Origin of the sequence: Chitinimonas sp. BJB300 (assembly GCF_002735695.1) — a bacterium.
Classification (GTDB): Bacteria; Pseudomonadota; Gammaproteobacteria; order Burkholderiales; family Chitinimonadaceae; genus Chitinimonas.
Genome location: NZ_PDZH01000027.1, coordinates 19027 through 43917 on the forward strand (window position 1 = coordinate 19027; position 24891 = coordinate 43917).

Consider the following 24891-nt stretch of genomic DNA (forward strand, 5'->3'; position numbering starts at 1 on the left):
TGATGCCCAAGTACGCAGTAAGCGTAATGCTTTGGTGCGGCGGGCTTGAGGCATGACGCGGGGCTATGTCAAAGGAAGCGGTCCAATAAGCGGCGGCTGGTCTTATCCAGTTTGGACAGATCACGAATCAGGAACTGTATACCGTGGCTGTCGAGCACCAGCAAGCCGTCCCGTCCCAGGCGGCGGATATCCTCTTCGCCTTTGAGAACAAGCGTGGTGGGGCCCCGGTCGGTGCGGACAGTCCAGGTGCTGGGCGTGGCGAAGCTGGATACCGCAATCAGCTGTTGCAGCTGCGGCATGAATTCGCGACTGGCCAATTCTTCTTCAATTAATAGGCGTTGGCTTTCCGGGAGATCGCTCAGGCGATCTACCCAGCCTACTTCGTGGCCGTCGGTGTTGATCAGCGAGATGCCGGCACCAGGGTCGGCAACGGGAAAAGCGCGAACGGGCACAACGCCCTCGTATCTGCCAGCATCGGCAGATTCGAGCACCAAGCGGCCGAAGGCATTGCGCTGCAATTGAAATTTGGGTTGCGTCATAGTTTTGTTCTCGCTTATTCGCTGTCGTCCGGGTCGGTATCGACGTTGCGGGCCTGCGCCTCATAGAGCCTGTAGTAAGCGCCTTCGCGAGCCATCAATTCGTTATGTGGGCCGACCTCGACGATTTCGCCGCGGTCCATGACCACCAGCCGGTCGGCTTGGCGCAGGGTGGAGAGGCGGTGGGCGATGGCGATGGTGGTACGGCCGCGCACGAGGTTGTCGAGCGCTTTTTGGATCTCCTTTTCCGTTTCGGTATCTACGGACGACGTGGCTTCGTCGAGGATCAAAATACGGGGGTCGATCAGCAGCGCGCGGGCGATGGATATGCGCTGGCGTTCGCCACCCGACAAACCCTGGCCCCGTTCGCCCACCAGCGAGTCGTAACCGAGCGGTAAACGCAGAATGAACTCATGGGCATGGGCGGCACGGGCGGCGGCGATGATTTCCTCGCGTGAGGCATCGGGTTTACCGTAGGCGATGTTCTCGGCAATGGTGCCGAAGAAGAGAAAGGGCTCCTGCAACACCAGGCCGATATTGCGGCGAAAGCTGCTGACAGTCAGCGAACGGATATCGGTGCCATCCAGCAGAATGGCCCCTTCGCTGACATCATAAAAACGGCAAATCAGATTCACCAGTGTACTTTTGCCCGACCCGCTGTGGCCGACCAATCCCACCATCTCGCCGGGTTTGATGGTGAGGGCAAGGTTTTTGATGACGGCGCGGTTGCCGTAGCGGAAGCGGATATTGCGCAGCTCTATTTCACCTTTGACGGGCCCCAGGGCGATGGGCTTGGTGGGCTCCGGCACATTTGAGACATGGTCGAGGATGTCAAATATACGCTTGGCGGCGGCGGCGGCTTTCTGCGTGACCGACACAATGCGGCTCATCGAATCCAGCCGGCCATAGAAGCGGCCGATGTAAGCCAAAAAGGCCGTCAGCGTGCCAACAGTGACATTGTGGTGTGCAATCAGCCAAATACCGAAGGCCCACACCACCAAGAGGCCCATGTCGGTCAGCAACGACACGGTCGGCGAGAACAGCGACCAGACCTTGTTCAGCTTGTCGTTGATCAGGAGATTGTGCTTGTTGGCATCCCGAAAACGCGCAGCTTCCCGCGTTTCTTGCGCAAAGGCTTTCACGACGCGAATGCCGGGGATGGTGTCTGCCAGCACGCTGGTGACTTCGCTCCAAGTGCGGTCGATCTTCTCAAAGCCGGTACGCAGGCGGTCTCGCACCAAATGGATCATCCAGGCAATCACCGGCAAGGGCAGCAGGGTGGCGAGCGCCAGCCAGGGGTTGATGCTGAACAGGATGACCGTGGTCATCAGGAGCATCAACACATCGGTGATGAAATCCAATGCATGCAGGGAAAGGAAGACACTGATCCGATCTGATTCAGAGCCGATTCGCGACATCAGGTCGCCTGTGCGCTTACCGCCAAAATATTCCAGCGAGAGTTGCAGCAGGTGTTCGTAGGTGGTGGTGCGCAGGTCGGCACTGATGCGTTCGCTGACCAGGGCCAGGATATAGGTCTTTGCCCAACCCAGGCTCCAGGACACCATGGCTGCCCCCAACATGCCGGCAAGGTAGAACGCCACGATTTCAGGTTGGATATGTTCGCCGTTCTGAAAAGGGATCAGCACTTTGTCCATCAGCGGCATGGTCAGGTAAGGGGCGACCAGGGTGGCGGCCGTTGAACCGAGCATCAGCAGAAAGCCGGCGAGCAATTGGCCTTGGTAAGGTTTGGCGAAGCGCCACAGCCGCAAGAGCGTCCATGTGGAGGGCGGTTGGTGGATTTCCCGACTGCACACCGGGCACTCTTCAGTGTCGGCATTCAGCTCACCCTTGCACTTGGGGCATAGATTCTTTTTCGGCGGTTGTACCGGATCGCCCGTCAGGACGCTTTGCAGCTGTTGCTGGAATTGGTCGATCAGTCGTAGTGCCGCCGGGCTGTTGGCCAGCGTGTAGCGCCACAAAGCCAACCTGCCGGTGCTATCGTGAAGCTCAAGGGCGGCGACGCCGGCGTGGTCGTGTTGGCTCAGTACCAACCCTGCGCGAAACGGAAAATTCAGCCAGCCGGTTTGGCCGGCAGGTTTGCTCAGGAGGCGTTGATTGGTCAGCAGAAGGAGGCCTGTGCCGAAGTGCAGGCGGTTGTCGAGATCTTGCTCGGCCCAGCTGACCAGCTCTTCATCGGCCCCCAGTTGAGCTGCGGCATCCACTTGCCATGTATCGGGTAGCGGATGCGGGATTACAGCATTGGCAGCGTGTTCGAATATCATTAGGGGCTACTTGCTTGAGTCAAGGCAGCATGACTCGGGTTGGTGGCAGGATTGCGCAATACATTTTTGCAATGTAAATGTTGTGGTTGCGCAAGGTAGTGCAGGCGACGATTGGTTGGCAAGATCAGCATAGGCTGATTTGTGTTAAGCCGAACTTAAGCTTGCATAGCTCAGTATTCACGATTATACCCGCGCCCCTGAGCTCGCCGAATTAGTCTGTCACTGGCTCGCTCGCAATTGGATGGATGCGTGTTTGCCTTTCCCTTGATTATTGGATCATGAAGAAAAATATCGAGTTTCTCCGCGTCGCTTATCTAGGCGGCCCAAATATCTGGACCTATCGGCCAGTGGTCGAAGCCTGGGTTGATATTGGCGCGCTGGAAGATGCGCCCTCCAATACCATCCCCGGTTTTTACGAACGTTTGACTGATTGGCTGCCCGGTTTGATAGAGCATCGTTGCGGCGTAGGCGAGCGTGGCGGCTTTCTGCAGCGCTTGCGCGAGGGTACTTGGGCGGGCCACATCATGGAACATGTGGCAATTGAGCTACAGAATCTTGCTGGCCTGAAAGTGGGTTTCGGCAAGGCGCGTGGTGTGGGTAAGTCTCATCCGGGCATCTACAAGGTTGCTGTCCGTGCCCGTAACGAACAGGTAGGTATCGCCGCAATCCACGCCGCACGTGATTTGGTCATGGCGGCGGTTGAGGATCATCCTTACGATGTGGCGGCCACGGTAGTCAAATTACGCGATCTGATCGACGAACATCATCTTGGCCCCAGTACGGCGGCCATTGTCGATGCGGCAGCCGAGCGGCGCATTCCTTATATCCGTCTTAACGGCGGCAATTTGGTTCAGCTTGGGTATGGCGCCAGTCAGCGCCGTATCTGGACGGCTGAAACAGACCAGACCAGTGCGATTGCTGAGGGTATTTCCAGCGACAAGGATATGACCAAGCGGTTGTTGCGGGCTTGCGGCGTGCCGGTGCCCGATGGCGAGGTGGTGGATAGCCCTGCTGCGGCGTGGCAAGCGGCGCAAGACATCGGCCTGCCCGTCGTAATCAAGCCCACCGATGGTAATCATGGCCGTGGTATCACTCTGGATGCACGTGAGCAGACTGATATCGAGGCGGCCTACCATTTTGCCGAGCGGCACGGTAGCGAAGTGATGGTCGAGCGCTTTATTCCCGGTAATGAACATCGCCTGTTGGTAATAGGTGGCAAAGTTGTTGCCGCAGCGCGTGGTGAAACCGCCTGGGTGAAGGGAGATGGCACATCGACCGTGGTTGAATTGGTGGAGCGCCAACTCAACAGCGACCCACGTCGGGGCGATGCCGAGGCTTTCCCATTGAGCCGAATTGATATCGACGAAGACGGAGCCATCTTGAATGACCTTGCTCGTCAGGGTTTGACTGCCGATTCCGTGCCGGCGGCCGATCAAGCAGTATTGATTCAGCGCAATGGCAATGTAGCCAATGAAGTCAGCGATTTGGTGCACCCGGATGTTGCCGCGACAGTTTCACTGGCTGCACGTATTGTTGGCCTTGATATTGCCGGGGTGGATGTCGTTGCCGAGGATATCGGCCGTCCGCTCGAAGAGCAGGGTGGCGCTGTCGTGGAGGTCAATGCGGGCCCTGGCTTGCTGATGCATTTGAAGCCGGCGGGCGGCGAAGCCCAACCTGTTGGGCGTGCGATCGTGGATCACCTTTTCCCTGCAAGTAGCGCCAGTGCTGGTCGTATTCCGGTGGTGGGGGTGTGTGGAACAGAACAGACTCAGCAAGTGGCACGATTGGTTGCGCGCCTGTTGCAGTTGTCGGGCTTGCATACGGGCTTGGCATGCAAGGATGGGCTCTTTCTGGACCGCCGCTGTTTCGACGCCGGCGATGGTACAGCGCTTCAAGCCGGCCAACGTCTGCTGATCAACCGGTCAGTGCAGGCTGCCGTGTTTGAGAACAGCGCCGAGACGATTCTGCAGCAAGGCCTGAGCTATGATCGCTGTAATGTGGGCATCGTGACGGACGCCAACGGTGTCGAGGCACTCAGCCCGTTTTATATCAATGATGAAGATCAGCATTACAACGTACTGCGTACGCAGGTTGATGTCGTGTTACCAAGCGGTTCGGCGATATTGAATGCGGATGATGAACGGGTGCTTGAGCTGGCGGACCTGTGCGACGGCGAGGTCATTCTGTATGGCCTGGATGCAGCATCGCCCGCCATGGTCGAGCATTTGGCCCAAGGTGGGCGTGCGGTGCTGGTGCGAGCCGGCGAATGGCTTTTGGTGCAGGGTGATGTGGAAACCCGCCTGGGTGTCTTGCCCGTAGGGCGCACTCTTACTCCTGCAACCTTGTTGGCTGCGACGGCTGCGTCGTGGGCCATGGGTTTGCCAGTTGAACTGATTGGTGTGGGTATCGAAACCTTTGTCAGCGAGTCGAATCTGGGCTGAGCCCAAACGATGAGTCATTGGCAGTGCTGATGGTGCCGCCGTTTTACGTTTTAGGATAAGCACGAATGGAAGTTTCACGTATCCGCGCCTTGCGCGGCCCCAATCTGTGGAGTCGGCATACGGTTATCGAGGCAGTTGTTTCCTGCAGCGAAGATGAATGCGCCATTGCCAACATTCCCGGTTTTGAAGCTCGCCTGCGCGCCTGCTTTCCCTATATTGCGACATTGCAGCCCATGGGGCATGAAGACCCGGTTTCGATGGCCCATGCACTTGAGCTTGCTGCTTTGGGCTTGCAGGAGCATGCAGGGTGCCCGGTTACTTTCAGCCGTACTGTCCAGACGCTTGAGACCGGGGTGTTTCAGGTTGTGGTTGAGTACAGCGAAGAAGTGGTTGGCCGGTTGGCTTTTGACTTGGCTCAGGCGCTTTGCCTTGCAGCCCTCGACGATACCCCGTTCGATTTGGCCGATGCTTTGGCGCGTTTGCATGAATTGGATGAGGATGAGCGATTGGGCCCGAGTACGGGCGCCATTGTGGATGCTGCATTGGCACGGGGTATTCCATTCCGCCGCCTGACCCAGGGTAGCCTGGTGCAGTTTGGCTGGGGTAGTAAACAGCGCCGGATTCAAGCGGCGGAAATAGATCGCACCGGTGCCATTGCAGAAGCGATCGCGCAGGACAAGGAGTTGACCAAGACCCTGCTGCATGCCGCTGGTGTGCCGGTGCCGCTGGGACGGCCGGTGCGGGATGCCGAGGATGCCTGGGCCGCTGCGATGGAAATTGGCCTTCCTGTTGTGGTGAAGCCGCAAGATGGCAACCAGGGCAAAGGTGTGACAGTGAACATTGTTACGCGAGACCACCTGGAGATTGCATATAGATCGGCACGGGAGTTTCGCGACGACATCATGGTCGAGCGCTATCTGCCTGGACACGACTTCCGCTTGCTGGTTGTCGGTGACAAGCTGATTGCTGCCGCACGGCGTGACCCACCGCAAGTCATTGGCGACGGCGTACATACGGTTCGGCAACTGGTTGACCAAGTGAATACCGACCCACGTCGTGGCGAAGGCCATGCCACATCATTAACCAAGATCCGCTTTGACGACATCGCCATGGCTCGCCTTGCGGTGCAGGGCCTGACTGCCGATGCCGTGCCGGTTAAGGGCCAGCGGGTGGTGTTGCGCAATAACGCTAATCTCAGCACCGGCGGTTCCGCTACCGATGTGACCGACAATGTCCACCCTGAAGTGGCGGCCCGCGCGGTTGCGGCAGCCAAAATGGTGGGTTTGGACATCTGTGGCGTGGATATGGTGTGCGATAGTGTGCTCCAGCCCTTGGAAGAGCAGGGTGGCGGTATTGTCGAAGTGAATGCAGCACCCGGTCTGCGCATGCATTTGAGTCCTTCATACGGTAAAGGCCGGGCGGTGGGTGAAGCCATCGTTACCGAATTGTTTGGTCATGGTGATGATGGCCGTATTCCCGTCGTGGCGGTGACGGGTACCAATGGCAAGACCACTACCGTGCGCCTGATAACCCACTTGATCATGCAAAGTGGCTTGCGCGTTGGCATGACCAACACCGATGGGGTTTACGTTAATGGTAAGCGCATCGATAGCGGCGACTGTAGCGGCCCACGCAGCGCCCGTAATGTGCTGTTGCATCCCGATGTGGACGCTGCCGTGTTTGAAACCGCACGGGGTGGTGCTTTGCGTGAAGGCTTGGCGTTCGACCGTTGCCAAGTGGCGGTGGTCACCAATATCGGCATGGGTGATCACCTTGGGTTGAACTACATCACGACGGTCGAGGACCTGGCTGTACTCAAGCGCGTTATTGTGCAGAACGTAGCGTTGAACGGCACGGCCGTATTGAATGCGGCTGACCCCTTGGTCGTCAAGATGGCGGCACACTCACCGGGTGAAGTTATCTTCTTTGCCGCTGACGGGCACAACCCTGTCATGGTCATGCAGCGTACCCAGGGTAAGAAGGTGGTATTCGTTGAAGGTGGCCAGATTATCGCGGCGGAAGGCAATTTCCGTTATGCCATTCCATTGATAGGCGTACCCATCACTCATGGCGGCAGTATTGGCTTCCAGGTTGAGAATGTGATGGCTTCTGTGGCGGCTGCTTGGGCGCTGAATCTGGATTGGAAGATTGTTGCGATTGGTTTGGCGAATTTCGCCAACGATGCCAATAACGCCCCCGGCCGTTTCAATTTGTTCAACTACCGTGGTGCGACGGTAATAGCAGACTATGGCCACAACCCTGATGCTATGCTGGCTTTGGTTCAGGCAGTGAAGGCGATCCCAGCCAAGCGGCGTTCGGTGGTGATCAGCGGTGCGGGTGATCGGCGCGATGATGATATCCGCCAGCAAACCCAGATTTTGGGTGCAGCCTTTGAAGAAGTACTGCTTTATCAAGATGCCTGCCAGCGTGGACGTTTGGATGGTGAGGTGATCGGCTTGTTGAAAGAAGGCCTCAAGAATGCACCATGCACAAAATACGTTGTAGAGATTCGCGGTGAGTTCCTCGCGATCGACACAGCCTTGGCGCGCTTGCAGCCGGGCGATCTTTGCCTGATTCTGGTCGATCAGGTCGAGGAAGCATTGGCCTATATCACCCAGCAGGTTACCGCAGGTTGATCGCGTCGATATAAGATAGCACTGGCACGACCCAGTTGCCCCGCAGGACTGTGAATGGTTCTAGGCCCGTCAATCTTCTGGTTGGTGGGCCTTTGTGTCTCTGTTATTAGTTGCTATTGGAAAAGCGCATCAGACGCTTAAAGTTGCTAACTTTTTTGCTTGGACTTTGCTGTGTCTGCCCCAATCTGGAAACCTAATACTACTGTTGCTGCCGTTGTTGAACACCAAGGCCTTTTTCTATTGGTGGAAGAAGAGACCGAAGCCGGCTTGCGTTTTAACCAGCCTGCTGGCCACCTTGATGCTGATGAGTCCTTGCTGCTGGCGTGCGTACGTGAAACGCGTGAGGAGACAGCCTATCTGGTTAAGCCAACAGCCCTTGTCGGTATTTACCAATGGTCGCCACCGACAAAGCCGGGGCTGACCTACTTACGCTTTGCCTATGCGGCGGAAGTGAAGGTCGAGGGCAATCCGATGCTGGGAGTAACAGTCAATAACGTTGCCCTTGCTGCTATTCAAAGTGATGGCATGACCATGGCTAGGCTCGACAAAGGTATTGTCCGTGCAGTTTGGCTCAGTTATGAGGAAGTCTTGGCCTGCCGCTATCGTCACCGTAGCCCCTTGGTATTGCAATGCATCGAAGATTACCGCGCAGGGCGGCGTTTTCCGCTCGATTTGATACGCCACTATGACTAATTCCACCACCCGTATCGTTGTCGGTCTTTCCGGCGGTGTTGACTCCTCTGTGACAGCCTCATTGCTCAAACAGCAAGGTTACGACTTGCTTGGCGTGTTTATGCAGAACTGGGAGGACGACAATGACGACGCTTTTTGCTCGATCAAAGAAGACTCACGTGATGCGATAGCAGTGGCGGATATTGTCGGCATTGATATTGAATTGGTGAACTTTGCTACCGAGTATAAAGATCGAGTCTTCGCCTATTTCTTGGCGGAATACCAAGTAGGTCGAACCCCCAACCCTGATGTCCTCTGTAATGCTGAAATCAAATTCAAGGCATTTCTTGACTACGCCCTGAGTATGGGAGCCAGCAAGATAGCCACTGGGCACTATGCCCGTACCGACATTGGTCCCGATGGTAAGACCCGCCTATTGCGTGGGCTTGATGAAAGTAAGGACCAAAGCTACTTCCTCTATCGGCTTTCGCAATATCAGGTGTCGCATGCCCTGTTTCCCTTGGGTGAGCTAAAGAAGACTGAAGTACGTAGGCTGGCCGAAGAAGCGGGTTTGCCTAACCACGCCAAGAAGGATTCGACGGGTATCTGCTTTATTGGCGAGCGGCCGTTCCGGGATTTTCTCAACCGGTATTTACCGAAGGAGCCTGGGCAGATGCTTACGCCAGAAGGTAAGCGGGTAGGGGAGCATATGGGCTTGATGTACTACACCTTGGGTCAGCGCCAAGGATTGAATATCGGTGGCCCGGGCGAGCCCTGGTACGTGGCCGGTAAGAATATGGAGAAGAACGAACTGATTGTGGTGCAAGGGCATGATCACCCACAGTTGTTGAAAAACAGTTTGACGGCCGATCAACTGAGCTGGGTTGCTGATACAGCGCCACCGCTTGGGCGTTACACCGCCAAGACCCGCTACCGTCAGGCAGATGCCAGCTGTGAGCTGATTAGTATTATGGATGGTATTGCCCACGTGCACTTTACTGAGCCGCAATGGGCTGTCACGCCAGGGCAGTCGGTTGTCTTGTACGAAGGCCCAGTTTGCCTGGGCGGCGGCATTATTATTTAGATGCTCAGCGAGGCCGATTGATGGGGAATCATGCTTGGCCCTAGAGGTATTGCCATCAGGCGCTTTGCTGTCACTTCCTATGAGATTTCTTGTATGCTGATTGCATGCCCTGGCTGTGAGTATGGGTTGCAGTATAGGAACATTACCCTCGACTCATAGTCTCAGACAGATCGTTCAATCCTCGACAAGGAGGAAGCAGCATGAGTTTATGGAGCAAACTGACCGCCGAATTCATTGATATTGTTGAATGGACGGAAGACCGACCCGATGTGCTGGTGCATCGCTTCGACCGGTACCAGAACGAAATCAAGATGGGCGCTAAACTCACTGTGCGTGAAGGCCAATTGGCTGTAATGGTGAACGAGGGGCAATTAGGCAAGGGGCAGGTAGCGGATGTATTCGCCCCAGGTATGTACACGCTGTCGACAGAGAACATGCCACTCTTGTCCACGCTGAAGGGGTGGAAATACGGCTTCAATTCTCCCTTCAAAGCGGAAGTGTATTTCTTCAATACCAAAATCTTTACTGATTTGAAGTGGGGTACACCCGGCCCGGCTACCATGCGCGACCCGGAATTTGGTGTTGTTCGGGTGACGTCCTTTGGTCTTTACGCCATTCGTGTCAAAGATCCGAAGACGATGTTGGTGGATTTGGTAGGTACAAAGGCGGAATTCACTGTCGGCGATATTGAAGAGAATTTGCGCGGCAAGGTAGGCACCCGAATCAAAGAAGTAATGCCGGAAGCCGGTGTGCCGGTGATCGACCTGGAGAGTAAGGTAACCTTGCTGGGTGAGCGCATTCGCGAGAAAATTTCCGCCGACTTTGAAAAATTCGGTTTGGAACTGACCGAGGTCCAGGTTCAGGACATTGGCTTGCCAGAAGAGGTGGAAAAAGCCATCGACCAACAAGGTGCGATGCGCGCCATTGGCAATATGCAGCAGTTCGGGCAATACCAAGCTGCACAGGCGATGCGCGAAGCTGCGCAAAACCCTGGCACTGTCGGTGGTGTCATGGGATTGGGCGTCGGAATGGGGTTGAATCAAGCGATGGGTGGTTTGTTCCAACAGCCGGCAGCGTCTGGTGCGACGACACCGCCGCCATTGCCGACCCAAGCGGCCTTTTTTGTAGCGATGAATGGGCAGCAAACTGGGCCATTTGATATGGCCACGCTGCAGTCTCAGGCTCAAGCTGGCCAACTCGGGCGGGATACCTTGATCTGGAAGCAGGGTATGGTCAGCTGGGCTGCGGCAGGCGAACAAGCGGAACTGGCAAATTTATTTGCGCAGACACCACCGCCATTGCCCCCACAGTAAGTGGGATATATCTGATACGCGTGGGGTTTACGACCAACCCTACGTGCTATCTCAATCGTGTTCACCAATACTTCAAAACCCGATCACTGTCTCACGGCACATGCACATCCCTTATCGGGGTTCAGTGCTGCTCGAAATCTTCATATACCTATGTACACCCCAGTGCCTGTGCTAGGCCTTGCTGAGTAGTGTTCGCGACGGGTTTTGAAGTGGTTTTTAAGTACTACTTCTTCACTGCTTCTTTCGGTAACAGCTAGCCTTTACTTTGATGGTCATCGTAAAAAGGCTGTGTTTGTCAGAGCCTAATGAGGGGGAGGATTATGTTCGGTAAACATGAAGCCGATACACAACGACATCCCGATAAGCAGGAGCAGGTCGGCGACAAGACCCGTACTGCCTGCAAACCCCAGTAAGCCAGACAAAATCGAAATAGTGAAGAACGCAACGGTCCAGTAGAGCATGGCAATCCTCCTGACTAATCAAATACTGCGACTGACAAGTTCACCTAGTGGTCGGCTTGTGATACCACCGGAGCAACACCTGGGTGACGATGTTAGTCAGCCTTGGGTGCGCCCAACTTGCCATGCCGCTGAATGCCCAAATTTGCAAATGGTGTGGGCAATTCATCTCTTGGTTGTGCTTATCTTTACTGTGGGCAAGAGACAAGCCATCAGTAGTCAGACTAAGCATGGGTCGTAATGTTCACGACTTTTTAATGCTTTGTCATATTTATTTTTTACGTTGTTCTATTTCTTATTAATAATCAATTGCTTGTCATTTTTCCAGTTGTGGATAACTTATATTTCGATTGGCAGACTTGCTGTGCAATGATTTTGTAATAAGTAATTGATGTGTAAGTAAATTTTTTTATGGCCTTCGTTCTTTCTATCGGGATGTCTCTGCGAAATCGGAACAAAATGAGCACACGTTTTTATCCCTGTACTGCTTGTGGTGCAAAATTGACTTACGCTCCTGGGCAGCACATGCTGAGTTGCCCTTATTGCGGCGCGAACAATCCGATTCCTGAAGCCTTACCTGAGCAAACTACCGATGCATTGGCAGAATTGGACTACGCCGCTTTTCTAGATCAGGCCGCGGGTGATGAGCCCGCTATAGAGAGACAGACGGTACAGTGCCCAGGGTGCGGGGCAGCTTCGCAGCTGGCGGAAAATATTGCCGCTGATCGGTGCCCGTTTTGCGCCATCCCGTTAATCGCCAGTAATGCCTATGACGGGCGTACTTTGCGGCCAAAGGCTGTGGCGCCTTTTGATATCTCCGAGCAAGTAGCGCGCCAGAAGTTTCGTGATTGGATCCACGGACTATGGTTTGCGCCGAATGCACTTAAGGATGCATTTCGGGCTGCGGGCGGATTAAAGGGCATGTATTTGCCCTACTGGACCTATGACAGTGAAACGCACACGCCCTACCATGGAGAACGTGGCGATCATTATTATGTAGGCGAGTCATATGTGGAAAACGGTGTAAGTAAAACTCGCCAAGTCCGTCACACACGTTGGTCCAGCGTTTCTGGTGAAGTCGATGTCAGCTTTGATGACGTGATAGTGCCGGCCAGCCAGTCATTACCGCGAGACTATTTGGAAAATCTGGAACCTTGGCATTTGAAAAGCCTGCAGCCTTATCGCGAAGACTATCTGGCAGGTTTTACGGTTGAGGCTTATCAAATCGGCTTGAAAGCGGGTTTTGACAACGCATGCGGCCGAATGGAGTCGGTGATCCGAAATGCGATCTGCAGCGAAATTGGAGGCAATGAACAACGCATCAATAGCATGACGCCAGAGTACCGTGACATTCGTTTCAAGCACATTTTGTTACCAGTATGGTTGTCTAGCTACCAATACAGTGGCAAGGCTTGGCGCTTTTTGGTGAATGGGCAAACAGGCGAAGTGCAGGGCGAACGCCCCTGGTCGGCATGGAAGATTGCTTTTGCCGTATTGGGTGTATTGCTGGTGTTGATCTTATTCAATTACCTACGGCAATAATAAACCCATCTACCGCGGCCGAACTGAGATCCGGCGCGGTAACGATAATTTAGGGCGTAGTACTATTCCCGTGTAGATCCTACTTTAACGGAATTACCAGCTAAGCTTTCCGCCAAACCCAGCATACGTACGAATTCACCACGATATCCAAAGCGGTCATCGCCGCGTGCGCCGGCTGCTAGCATACGGATTTGAGCGAAGTCGTAGTTACCCAGGTATTTCCCGCCATCACCTAGCCTTTGCCCAAAGGCGGCGACAGCGGCGGCGAAGCGGAAGTCGCTTGACATTTCAGGTTTGATGGCGGCCCGGCTGACCGGGAATTCCATCAGCTGGCTTGGTTGCCCTTGTGCTGACTTGTAACGTAGGCGTAGGAAACCGAGCTCAAGGTCTTTACCTGTCAGCTGTGGTTTGTTGATGCGATAACGCAGGGGTTCCAAGCTACCCTTTTGACCGGTAAGGCTGATCTCATACAAGGCTGTTACCCGGTGGCCCGCACCAATTTCTCCTGCATCGACTTTATCGTTGCTGAAATCTTCTCGTTTGAGCGCACGGTTTTCAAAGCCGATCTGACGGTATTCCTTCACGGTTGCCGGGTTGAATTCAAGTTGGATCTTCACATCGCTCGCCACGGTTGCCAGGGTGGAAGTGAATTCATCAACTAGCACCTTCTGCGCTTCCTGCAGTGTATCGATATAGCTGTAGGCGCCATTACCGGCGTCGGCAATTTGCTCCATCAATTGCTCGTTGTAATTGCCGGTGCCAAAACCGAGTGAGGAAAGCGACACGCCGGACTTTCGTTTTTCCTCCACGAGGTTTTTCAAGGCATCGAAGTTGGTGATGCCGACATTGAAATCACCATCGGTCGCCAACAGAATGCGGTTGATGCCCTTGAGCATAAAGGCTTGTTCAGCCATCTGGTAAGCCATCTGAATCCCTGCTGCCCCGGCGGTAGAGCCGCTGGCATTCAAGTTATTGATAGCGGCCAGAATGGTGGTTTTATCGTTACCCGAGGTCGGTGGCAGTGCAATGGCTTCGCCACTTGCGTAAGTAACAATCGATAGTTTGTCCTGTGGCCGCAGCTGCTGGACAAAGAGCTTCAGTGCGTTCTTCAATAACGGCAGTTTTTCGGGGGAATTCATCGAGCCTGAGATATCGACCAGCAGGACGAGGTTGGCTGGCGGCAGGCTGTCCTTGGCTGGATCGGTTGCCTGGATGCCAATGCGCAGCAATAGTGTATTGGGGTTCCAGGGGGTGGTGGCCAGTTCCGTGCTCACTTCGAATGGGCGGTCCCCTTTGGGGCGTGGATAGTCATAGGGAAAGTAATTGACCAACTCTTCTATCCGTACGGCATCGCGCGGAGGAAGCCGACCCTCATTCAAAAAACGGCGCAAATTGCTGTAACTGCCGGTGTCGACATCAATGCTGAAAGTGGAAACAGGCTGTTCGGCCACACTGATCACGCCATGGCGTTCGGTTTTCTGATAGCGCTCACGGTCTTCTTGCCGAATGGCGGCGATTGCATCGGCGCTAGGTGGTGACCTCAATATGGACCGTTGATTGCTCATGGCCACCTGTGCACTCATTTTGACGGCAGACTGGGGGGCGGGAGCGGCTTGTGGTGAGTTAGCTGTCTGCACTGGTGCTGATGCTGGTACGACCTCCGCCGGTATCGCGTTGGCCCCTTCCCCTGCTGGGGGTTTGGTTTGAGAGCAGGCGGCCACCAAGATAGCCACACAAAATAAGGAATATCGATGGGTAGGGCGATGCATATTGGTAGCTCCAGTTGGCGGACACGCAATTGAACGAAGCAAGGACGCATTCGGGGTGAATTATTTTCAACCACGTAAGGTTGTCATTGCTATTGGTCATTCGCCTTGTCCTGTTCGGCACTGGGTGCGGGAGCCAGGTAGCCAATGATGACCAGTAGTAGACCAACGCCGAGGAAAGACACAATACGCGCCATGCTGCCTGCACCGGCAAGGTCGACCAGGAAGAGTTTGAGGACGGTTGCGCCAATCAGCACGGCGCCAGCCAACCAGAGCGCACGCCACCGACGCCATTTTGCAATGAGCATGACCACTACTGCGCAGAGTGTCCAAAGCAATGCAAGTGCGGCTTGGTAGCTATCGTCTAGCCAAAGCACCGATGCTTGGAAAGGTTGGTCGGCCAGATGATGAAACGCTCGTGCCAATTGGCTGTTTAACCAGTTGAAGAGGCCTAGCCCCAGTATTGCCTGTATGGCGGCGCTATCTGGCGCTAAGCGTCTGCGGCAATAAGGGAGACGTAACCAGCGAAGCAGACCATAGGCAGCCAGTACACAACCGAGGTCGAGCGGATTGAGAAGCGGGAGGTAGGTAAAAGGTGCGGCATCGCCCGAACTGGCCCAAGGCGCGATGAGAAGCAGGATGAATCCCAGGCCAGCAATAGGTAATGGTGCGTGCCAGCGGTATGTCAGACGATAGCGCCGGGCGGGCCAGCGTAGCTGTAAAGCTCGGCTTGCCAAGCCTGCCAACAATAAGCCAAAGGCTACCATCGCTCCTGCCCATGGCCAAGCCGAGCCGTTGCCTACGCGGCTGGCTGAATCGGCCAGCGTCCAAACCAGTAACACGCCAAACAGCCAAGTACTGGTTACATGTGCAAATTGTCGACCTGCACGTGGCAACTCGGACTCGTTGTAACGTAACCCTCCTGCCAACACGAGCAGGGCGAGCGGCCATACCAACCAACCCGCATGTTGCAAAGGACCTGCTTGCTGCTGCGCTGATTGCAGTAGTACCAGCCCAAGTAAAGGCGCCAGCCCCAATAAAGGCAAACGTAGCGCCGGCCAACCCAATATGCGCGCCAATCCGGTACTTAAGGCTGCTGTTCCGGCCAGGAGTGCAATGGTGCTGGCGATGTCGTAAGGCTTGTCCACAAAGTGCAGCACGGTGGCCATGCTACCGCATAGCCAGATGATGAGCCCCCAGCCTAACAAGGGCAGGTGGGGAGACTGTGGTCTGTTGCGCCATACGGCTGCACCAGCCAGCCAACTTGCTGCCCATACCACGCAGGATGCGATCAGCGCGCTACTTAACCAGCTGTCACTGCTGGAAAGCTCCTGTAGCTGTGCCAATGCAATCAAACCGGCAGCGGCGATGAGCGCATATCCTGTGGTACGGCTGAGCTTGCGGTCCTGTCGGCAGCCCAACCAGATAAGGCCCGCACCTTCCAACGCCCAGCTGGCGCAGGTCCAGTAGACTCCCATCGCTAAAGGGATAGTGATTGTCGCAAAGCCAGCAGCCAGGATGCCGAAGGCTTGGGCCAACAATGCCATGCTGGGGCGATGGCGCAGTGCTTGCCAGCTTAAGGCATAGACCACCGCCATGCTGGTGGCAGACCAGGCCATCGCATGTGCATCGCCTCGGACAAGCGCGGTTTGCAGGCCGAACCCCACCAGCGGCACACCGAATACCAAGCTCGCATCGACCGGGTCGCGCACCAGCGTGCCCAGGTTGGCTTTACTGTCGGTTTGACGTCGATAGGTGAAGACAATGGACAAGCCAACATAGAATAACCAGAAGCCAATCAGGAATGGCTCGGTACTAGAAAAATGGCTTGGTTGGTACCGCAATACGCCCCACGCTGTACCAATCACAAACGTGAACAGGAAACCCAGTAAGTTCAAGCTGCGCCAAGCGCGTGCGTGGGCGACCCAGCCAATACCAAGGTTGAGGATGGCGTAGTAGGTGAATAAGGCAACGTGGCTGCCTTGGTTGCTGCTGGTCAGGATAGGTGCGAGGAACCCTCCCGCCAGCCCGATCAGTGCAAGCGACTGTGCCGATTGTTTAACGGCCAATGCACCCGCACAGGCTGCCAAGCCTGCCAACAGGGCAAAGGCTGCGCCGCCAGGAATGAGATGGTGTAGGCGGAATGCACTGAATATGGTGAGAAAGCCCACGCCCAGCGCACCACCCAGTAAGGCATGTGCAAAGTCGGGTTTGTCATTACGCTGCCGCCAAGCGAACCCAGCGGCGATGCCTGCACCTGTTAATACCCCCAGATAACGGATCTCCACAGGGAAACGTACATATTGAGCCGCATATTTAAGTAGGAAAGCTGCACCCATCAACAGCAGCAGCACCCCCACTTTGACCGCAGGATTGCCCCGTAGCAACCACTGCAGCGCAGGGTTGTTGGTTGAGCTTGGTGTAGCTGCCGTGGTGGTGGGCGGGACGGATTGACGAGGTGTGGTTACGCGTTGCGGAGGAGCCGGTTCGGTCAAGGGCGCTGAAATAGGCGCAATGTCTTTGCTTGCCGGTGTAATGACGGTATCGGGTATGAAAGCCGGTTTCGTCAGGGCGGGTGTGCTGATTGGCGTATCTGGTACTTTGATTGGGAGCGCCTCTAATCGTGTCAGTCGTTCAGTCAATTGCCGCAGCGCAATGCTTTGCTCGCGTTCGCGACCGATCAACCAACCAAGTATTGCTCCGACGACGATGCCGGGCCCTTGCCAGAACAAGCCACCTAACAACAGCCCTATAAATAGACCCAACAACGCCATCAAACGGTTCCTTGAATATATGCCACATGGTGGATGAGTGTTGCCAGCAGGGCAAGACACGATGCGATATTGCTTATATATGCTGTTTCCAGTGCAGGCTGACCTCTAGACGACATAGAATCGACAGCGGCTTCCAATCTTTTTTGTTCCGTACAATAGGCTGTTCGAGTAGTGCTTTTGTGCGACAAACGCTGAACCTGTTCCCGCTCTTGGTTCTAAGTACCTGTTCAATGTTTTCTTCACTTCATTGATAGAGCGTTGAGAACGCGCTTGGGATGCTTTTACCTTATGTAAACTCCGCTGCCTATAAGGTGTCTCACGCTAACGCGCGAAACTTTGAACTGGTTATAACGACATCTTCGACGGTTTGATTGCCATGAAATTATTTCTTGCAGAAGACGACGCTGTCCTGGCCGACGCACTGCTTACCAGTTTGTCTCGACTGGGATTTGCGGTTGAGCATGCAGCCGATGGGCATCTGGCTGCGCAACGTCTGTTGGAAGCGGAATTTGATGCCGTGGTGCTGGATATCGGCCTGCCGAGCAAAGATGGCTTGGATGTTTTGCGCCAAGTACGCGCCCAGAAACCCACGTTACCGATTTTGCTGTTGACGGCATTGGATGGGGTGGAAGACAGGGTGGCTGGTCTGGATGCCGGTGCAGATGATTACTTGGCCAAGCCATTTGAGTTTGTCGAGTTGGAAGCCCGCTTGCGCGCACTGCTAAGGCGAAGCCGAGCCAGGGAAGGGCGTCGTGATGAGGCGCGCTTCGGTAATCTATGGCTTGACCGCACCGGGCAGCGTGCCTGGGTGGGAGAAAACCCGATTGATCTTTCAGCCCGGGAGTTGGCGGTGCTGGATGTATTGCTGACGCATTCTGAAAAAGTCGTTACCAAGGAACAGATCGCGGCTGAATTGGGTGGTGAGGACTTGGGCGTGAATGCCATTGAAGTGTATGTCCACCGATTACGAAAAAAGATCGAACCCTCAGGTGTAGGGGTACGGGCAGTGCGAGGGTTGGGTTATCTGTTGGACGCAAGAGGGGATTGAGTGGCCCGTGCGCCTGCACTGTCGTTACGCCGGCAGTTGTTGATTTGGCTATTGCTGCCCCAATTGGTGTTGTGGCTGACGGCAGCTTTCATTACCTATTCTGTGGCGCTGCGTTACGCCAATGAGGTGATCGACCGTAGTTTGGCGGGTTCCAGTCGTGCGTTGGCGCGGTTGGTCAAACCCCTGGGGGAAGGCTTATATATTGATTTCCCCCGCGCTGCCCGTGAAATTCTTGAGGAAGATCCAAGCGACCGGCTTTATTACATGGTCAGTACGCCACCCGGCGCATTTATTCTGGGCGAAAAGGCCGTACCCATGCCGCCCCCGGGACAGGGACAAACCTATCATCAGCCGTATTTTTACGATGGTGTATTGCAGGGAAAGGCGGTGCGGGTAGCGGCACTTTATCTGCCAGTGGGAAGTGCCAGTCACCCTCAATCGATATTGGTGCAGGTTGCCAAAAGCACTGCGCTGCGTACGCAATTGGCGCGCGACATATTTGTTGATACCGTTTTGCCACTGTCAATACTCATTGTCCTGACCAGCTTATTGGTTTGGATGGGTATCAGCCGTGGTTTGCTGCCCTTACGGCATTTACGTAAATTGGTCGAGAATCGCTCCTCGCGTGATCTGGCGCTGCTTGAGGTTGAAGATGCGCCGGCTGAAGTACGTGCCTTGGCGCAGGCAATTAATGGTCTGTTGGGTGAAGTCAATGCCCAGGTGGCCAATCAGCGGCGTTTCATTGCCGATGCGGCACATCAGTTACGTACGCCATTGGCTGGGCTGAAGTCGCAAACCGAACTGGCGCGAGTGGAACTGGATGAGCCTGAACCCGATCATGCAACTCTGGCCCAGCGTCTGGGTTTGGTCGAGACCAGCGTGGCGCGCGCTATCCGCCTTGTGAATCAGCTCCTGGCGTTGGCGCGGGCCGAGCCGGAAGCTCCACTGTCACATATGCCTGTCGACTTGGCCCGTTTAGCCCGCGAGGTGACGATGGAGGCGGTACCACGAGCCTTGGCCGATCAAATTGATCTAGGCATCGATACAGTTCCAAGCCAGTTGCTGATCAGTGGACACGAATCCCTACTGCGTGAACTTCTAAGTAACCTGATCGACAACGCGATTCAATACTGTCCCCCGGGAAGTAAGGTGGATATCAACGTGCTGGATGAAGGCGCTGTGGTCACGGTGGAAGTTGCCGACAATGGGCCGGGTATACCGGTGCAAGAGCGCGACCGTGCGTTTGAACGCTTTTATCGGGGCCGTATGGAAGGGCAGGGCAAAGGCTGTGGCCTGGGATTGGCTATCGTGCAGGAAATTGCGCGACGCCATCATGCCGAAGTCCAACTGGCGGATAACAAGCCGCAGGGCTTGCGCGTTTCAGTCTATTTTCGTTTGCCCTAGCTGATTTCAGATGCGCTGTGCTTGGCGCATTCCTGTTCAGTTTTGTAATCCTAATGCTCCGCTCATTGTGATTCGTCCTTTACCTCTTTGTCACGCCCGATTGTTGGTGCTACCTGGTGGCTGGAAAGGTAATTTAGTGTCCTTCTGGCTGTGGTGAGTTAGGGCATGACAGTCACGCTGGGTGGAGTAAGTTTCACTTTAAATAAGAGCTAAAGCTCTATATTTTATTATTATTAATCAAGCGATTGCTTGTTTTGTAGGTATCTGTTTCTAACTGTATTTTCAAGGAATATTTTATTTTTCCAGCTGGAAGCTTACGTAATTCTTACTAAAATGCTTCACAAAACTTGCACGGATCGCTTATATTTCGAGTCGCCGCTCCACTGCTCGGGCGGCCACCTATTCCAACAAGGAGCGAGACCGATGCAACCCCGTCGCCTGACTTTGGCGCTTACCGTCGCCTGTGCGTTTTCTCTTCCCGCAGCTGCCGGCACCGTCGAGGTCCTACACTGGTGGACTTCTGGCGGTGAAGCCAAATCTGCCGCTGAACTGAAGAAGATGATTGAAGCACGCGGCCATACCTGGAAGGATTTTGCCGTAGCGGGTGGTGGCGGCGATAACGCGATGACTGTACTGAAGACCCGCGTTGTATCGGGCAACCCGCCAGTCGCTGCCCAGGTTAAGGGCCCAGCGATTCAGGAGTGGGCTGCCGAAGGTGTACTGGCTAATCTCGATGCCGTTTCGGCTGCCGAAAAGTGGGATACCTTGTTACCACCGGTGGTTGCCAATGTAATGAAGTACAAAGGCCATTATGTGGCTGTGCCGGTGAATGTGCACCGCGTCAACTGGATGTGGGCCAACCCCGAAGTATTCAAAAAGGTTGGTGTAGAACCGCCCAAGAGCTGGGATGAGTTTGATGCCGTCGCCACCAAGATCGAAAAGGCTGGCTTCATTGCGGTAGCGCATGGCGGCCAGCCTTGGCAGGACAATACGGTATTTGAGTCAGTAGCATTGGGTATCGGTGGCGCTGCCTATTACAACAAGGCTTTTGTGAAGCTGGAACCTGCCGCTATTAACAGCCCGACCACCATCAAAGCGTTCGATACCCTGCGTATGGTGCGTAAGCATATGGATAAGGACATGCCGGGCCGTGATTGGAACCTCGCGACTGCGATGGTAATCAACGGTAAGGCCGCCATGCAGTTCATGGGCGACTGGGCCAAGGGTGAGTTCGCTGCGGCAGGTAAAGTGCCGGGTAAGGATTATCTTTGCTTGGCTGCGCCGGGCACTGCGAATGCTTTTACCTTTAACGTTGACTCCTTCATTGTGTTTGCGCAAAAGAACAAAGACATGAAGCCAGCAAGCGACTTCGCCTCGACGATTTTGTCGACGCCATTTCAGGAAGTGTTCAATCAGAACAAGGGATCTATTCCTGTCCGTCTTGGCCACGATATGAGTAAATTCGATGACTGCGCCAAGAAATCTGCCGCCGATTTTGTGGCGTCGAACAAGTCGGCCAGTTTGGTACCGTCGTTTGCCCATCAGATGGCCCAGCCTTCGGCGGCACAGGGTGCGATTCAGGACGTGGTATCAAGCTTCATGAACTCGAACATGACCAGCAAGGAAGCGGTTGCCAAGCTATTGGAAGCCGCCAAGAAGAAGTAAGCCCGAGCAGACAAAATTCTTTTGTTCGCTAATGTGAAACAGCCACGCCGACGGACTCTGGTCTGTCGGCAATCTTGCTTATTCCCCTCTTCCCTAACCCAAACAAAGGAAACGCCATGACAGCTTCCCGTCAAGGCGCACCGGGCTTTTCGCTCAGTCGCTTCGCCGACACGATCCTGCCCAAGTTGGTTATTGCCCCCACGGTATTGGCCTGCTTGATCGGGTTCTACGGCTTTATCGGCTGGACTGCCTGGCTCTCGTTCACCGAATCACGTCTCTTGCCCAAGTATGAATGGGCAGGGTTTGTCCAGTATGTCGAGTTGTTTGGTAACGACCGCTGGTGGATGGCGATGCAAAACCTTGCGGTTTTCGGCGGGCTGTTTATTTTCTTTGGTTTGGCAATCGGCTTGATCATGGCGGTGCTGCTGGATCAGCGGATTCGCGGTGAAGGTGCTATCCGTACTATCTATCTTTACCCGATGGCGTTGAGCTTTATCGTAACCGGCACGGCGTGGAAATGGATACTCAACCCAGGGCTGGGTATCGAGAAGCTATTGCACGACTGGGGTTTCAACAACGTTGTTTTTGACTGGATCATCAACCCGGATTTCGCCATCTATACCGTCGTTATCGCCGGTATCTGGCAGTCGTCGGGCTTTGTGATGGCGCTATTTCTGGCTGGCTTGCGGGGCGTGGATGACAGCATTATCAAAGCAGCCCAAATGGACGGTGCGTCGCTACCGACGATTTACCGCCGCATCATCATCCCCAGCTTGCGGCCGGTTTTCCTTAGCGCCTTTATGATCTTGGCCCATATCGCTGTGAAGAGCTTTGACTTGGTCATGGCTTTGACGGCTGGTGGCCCCGGGTTCGCTACCGATCTGCCTTCCATCTTCATGTACCAGCATGGTTTCAGTCGTGGTCAGCTTGGCCTGGGTGCAGCCAGCGCCATGATGATGTTGTTCACCGTTGCTGCCGTGGTGATGCCATTTCTGTATTCCGAATTGCGGAGGGAGCGTCGTGGCTAATCTCGCCTACCATCAGACAACGCACGCCAAAGTCGCGCGTTACGCCATCTATGCCGTGCTGGGGCTGATGGTTCTCTTTTATCTGGCTCCGTTGTTTGTTATGTTGAGCACCAGCTTCAAATCGCTGGATGAAATCCGTACGGGTAATCTTCTGTCGCTACCCGGCGTACTCAGATTTGAAGCCTGGCAAGCAGCGTGGAGCAGTGCCTGTACCGGTATGGAGTGCACGGGCATGGCACCGTATTTCAGCAATAGCTTGAAGATGATGGTTCCAGCAGTACTCATTTCGACATTGGTTGGCGCTTTCAATGGGTACATCTTATCCATGTGGCGTTTCAAGGGTGCAGACACCTTTTTCCTGCTGCTTCTGATCGGTACTTTCCTGCCATTCCAGGTCATCATCCTGCCCATGGCCCAAGTGCTGAGCATGCTGGAAATCGAGAACAGCACAGCACGGTTGGTACTGGTGCATGTTATCTACGGCCTGCAGTTCACCACCCTGTTTTTCCGCAATTACTACGTTACCGTGCCTTCAGAACTCGTTAAGGCAGCGCGGATCGATGGGGCTGGTTTCTTCCGTATTTTTTTCAAGATTCTGCTGCCGATATCGATTCCCACGATCATGGTTTGTCTTATCTGGCAAACCACGCAGATTTGGAATGATTTCCTGTTTGGGGTGATTTTCAGCTCGGGTGACGGGCAGCCGATTACCGTGGCACTGAATAACCTGGTCAATACCTCTACCGGGGTGAAGCAATACAACGTGGATATGGCGGCAGCCATCATCGCGGCGCTGCCGACGCTGATTGTCTATGCCATTGGCGGCAAATATTTCGTGCGTGGCCTGACCGCCGGCGCAGTTAAAGGCTAAACGGAGCGGTGTGAGGGAAAAGGCGAGGGCGGTAATTTTCTGCTTTCCCACTCACGCCATACTTCTTTCGGAGAAACAAAGTGGGTGCACTCAGTATTCGCAACGTCAAGAAAAGTTATGGGAATACCCATATCCTCAAAGGGATCGACCTGGAAATCGAAAAGGGCCAGTTCCTGATTCTGGTTGGTCCTTCTGGTTGTGGTAAGTCCACTTTGCTGAACATGATCGCTGGGTTGGATGACATCACTTCGGGTGAGATCGCCATTGCTGATCAAGTGGTGAACAACCTGTCCCCCAAGGACCGCGATATTGCCATGGTGTTTCAGAGCTATGCGCTCTACCCCAACATGAGCGTGCGCAAGAATATTGCCTTTGGCTTGGAGATCCGCAAGGTGCCCAAGGGTGAACAAGACCAGATTATTGCCCGGGTTGCCAAAACCTTGCAGATTGAGCACCTATTGGGCCGCAAGCCCAGCCAATTGTCAGGTGGTCAGCGCCAGCGCGTGGCGATGGGGCGTGCACTGGCACGTAACCCGACTTTGTTCTTGTTTGACGAACCCTTGTCAAACTTGGACGCCAAGCTGCGTGTCGAGATGCGTACCGAGATCAAGCTGTTGCATCAGCGTCTCGGCACGACCATCGTGTATGTTACGCATGATCAGATTGAAGCCATGACGTTGGGTGACAGAATCGCCGTCATGAAAGACGGTGAAGTACGTCAGTTCGGCTCACCGCAGCAGATCTACGATGAACCTGCCGATCTGTATGTGGCGGGCTTCATCGGCTCACCTTCAATGAACTTCATCCCGGTTGATCTGACCGAGCAACAAGGGCACGCAGTAGTCACGTTGGATAACGGCCATGCTGAATTGCACGTCAAACTTGGTGTGATCAACGATGCGCAGCGGGCATTTGTTGGCAAGCGAGTTATTCTTGGCATTCGCCCGGAGCAGCTGACTGACCCTGATAGCGCACATAGTGACCGCGGCAATTTTCAGACTTTGAAAGCGATGGTGGCGATTACTGAACCTACAGGCCCCGATACGCTGGTAACGGTAACCTTTAACGGTGTTAAGACCGTAGCCCGATGCCACCCTCGTGCTGCAGGTAATCCTGGTGATTTGGTGCAGCTGGTGCTTGACCCGACCAAGGCATTGCTGTTCGACCCCGCTACAGAAAAGCGCTTGGCCTGATTAGGCTATCAACCGTTTGGTGAGATTGGGGCGCGACAGAGTTCGTGCCCTTTTTCATGTGCGCCCAGCATGGGCGCACTCCTGCGGGTGGAAGTCCCGCCGTAAGTTGATCACAGCGAACGAAGTGAAGCGCAACTGCGTGAGGGCGACCGAGCGTGGGAAGGAAGCGTGGATCGTA

At 54.7% G+C, this 24891-nt stretch carries 17 protein-coding genes; 12 read left to right on the top strand and 5 right to left on the bottom strand.

Translation table 11 applies throughout. The features are described 5' to 3' along the window. Positions 1-68 precede the first annotated feature (68 nt). Positions 69-539, bottom strand: a complete 471-nt coding sequence (locus CSQ89_RS06640) for a cyanophycin metabolism-associated DUF1854 family protein (protein ID WP_099405396.1) — start codon at positions 537-539, stop codon at positions 69-71. A gap of 14 nt (positions 540-553) precedes the next feature. Continuing rightward, on the bottom strand, positions 554-2818 hold the full coding sequence (locus CSQ89_RS06645; RefSeq protein ID WP_099405397.1) for a cyanophycin metabolism-associated ABC transporter: 2265 nt from the start codon (positions 2816-2818) through the stop codon (positions 554-556). Positions 2819-3096: 278 nt separating this feature from the next. Between CSQ89_RS06645 and CSQ89_RS06650 the strand changes: the two genes are divergently transcribed. The 5 genes from CSQ89_RS06650 (at position 3097) to CSQ89_RS06670 (ending at position 10964) form a co-directional block, all read left to right on the top strand. Then, positions 3097-5259, top strand: coding sequence for a cyanophycin synthetase (locus CSQ89_RS06650; protein WP_186293411.1), 2163 nt, complete (start codon positions 3097-3099; stop codon positions 5257-5259). Positions 5260-5324: 65 nt separating this feature from the next. Continuing rightward, entirely contained in the window at positions 5325-7895 is a 2571-nt protein-coding gene (cphA, locus tag CSQ89_RS06655; protein ID WP_099405398.1) for a cyanophycin synthetase, read from the top strand. A 171-nt stretch (positions 7896-8066) separates the two neighbouring features. Continuing rightward, positions 8067-8588 (top strand): NUDIX hydrolase, encoded by a 522-nt coding sequence (locus CSQ89_RS06660; protein ID WP_099405411.1) that lies wholly within the window; start codon positions 8067-8069, stop codon positions 8586-8588. After that, complete coding sequence (mnmA, locus tag CSQ89_RS06665; RefSeq protein WP_099405399.1) at positions 8581-9651, top strand: tRNA 2-thiouridine(34) synthase MnmA; 1071 nt, start codon at positions 8581-8583, stop codon at positions 9649-9651. Before CSQ89_RS06660 ends, mnmA begins: the two co-directional genes overlap by 8 nt. A 200-nt stretch (positions 9652-9851) precedes the next feature. After that, complete coding sequence (locus tag CSQ89_RS06670) at positions 9852-10964, top strand: SPFH domain-containing protein (RefSeq protein WP_099405400.1); 1113 nt, start codon at positions 9852-9854, stop codon at positions 10962-10964. A gap of 302 nt (positions 10965-11266) precedes the next feature. Here the strand turns inward: CSQ89_RS06670 and CSQ89_RS06675 are convergent, their stop codons facing one another. After that, on the bottom strand, positions 11267-11425 hold the full coding sequence (locus tag CSQ89_RS06675; protein ID WP_099405401.1) for a DUF1328 domain-containing protein: 159 nt from the start codon (positions 11423-11425) through the stop codon (positions 11267-11269). Between the two features lie 456 nt (positions 11426-11881). Between CSQ89_RS06675 and CSQ89_RS06680 the strand changes: the two genes are divergently transcribed. Then, positions 11882-12964, top strand: coding sequence for a hypothetical protein (locus CSQ89_RS06680; RefSeq protein WP_099405402.1), 1083 nt, complete (start codon positions 11882-11884; stop codon positions 12962-12964). A gap of 62 nt (positions 12965-13026) precedes the next feature. Here CSQ89_RS06680 and CSQ89_RS06685 read toward each other — a convergent pair whose 3' ends face one another. Both CSQ89_RS06685 and CSQ89_RS06690 read right to left on the bottom strand, forming a co-directional pair. Continuing rightward, on the bottom strand, positions 13027-14733 hold the full coding sequence (locus CSQ89_RS06685) for a vWA domain-containing protein (RefSeq protein WP_099405403.1): 1707 nt from the start codon (positions 14731-14733) through the stop codon (positions 13027-13029). Between the two features lie 89 nt (positions 14734-14822). Continuing rightward, on the bottom strand, positions 14823-17504 hold the full coding sequence (locus tag CSQ89_RS06690) for a DUF2339 domain-containing protein (protein ID WP_099405404.1): 2682 nt from the start codon (positions 17502-17504) through the stop codon (positions 14823-14825). Between the two features lie 376 nt (positions 17505-17880). Between CSQ89_RS06690 and CSQ89_RS06695 the strand changes: the two genes are divergently transcribed. From CSQ89_RS06695 to CSQ89_RS06720, 6 genes are all read left to right on the top strand, one after another. Next, positions 17881-18552 (top strand): response regulator transcription factor, encoded by a 672-nt coding sequence (locus CSQ89_RS06695; protein WP_099405405.1) that lies wholly within the window; start codon positions 17881-17883, stop codon positions 18550-18552. Then, on the top strand, positions 18553-19956 hold the full coding sequence (locus tag CSQ89_RS06700) for a sensor histidine kinase (protein WP_099405406.1): 1404 nt from the start codon (positions 18553-18555) through the stop codon (positions 19954-19956). Between the two features lie 423 nt (positions 19957-20379). Continuing rightward, on the top strand, positions 20380-21621 hold the full coding sequence (locus CSQ89_RS06705) for an ABC transporter substrate-binding protein (RefSeq protein ID WP_099405407.1): 1242 nt from the start codon (positions 20380-20382) through the stop codon (positions 21619-21621). 116 nt (positions 21622-21737) lie between these two features. After that, complete coding sequence (locus CSQ89_RS06710) at positions 21738-22649, top strand: carbohydrate ABC transporter permease (RefSeq protein WP_099405408.1); 912 nt, start codon at positions 21738-21740, stop codon at positions 22647-22649. Beyond that, the gene (locus CSQ89_RS06715; RefSeq protein WP_308418124.1) at positions 22642-23520 is read left to right on the top strand and encodes a carbohydrate ABC transporter permease; all 879 of its coding nucleotides are present in this window, start codon (positions 22642-22644) and stop codon (positions 23518-23520) included. The genes CSQ89_RS06710 and CSQ89_RS06715 overlap by 8 nt, the downstream gene beginning before the upstream one ends. Before the next feature lie 80 nt (positions 23521-23600). Continuing rightward, positions 23601-24713, top strand: a complete 1113-nt coding sequence (locus tag CSQ89_RS06720; protein WP_099405409.1) for an ABC transporter ATP-binding protein — start codon at positions 23601-23603, stop codon at positions 24711-24713. Positions 24714-24891: the final 178 nt, after the last annotated feature.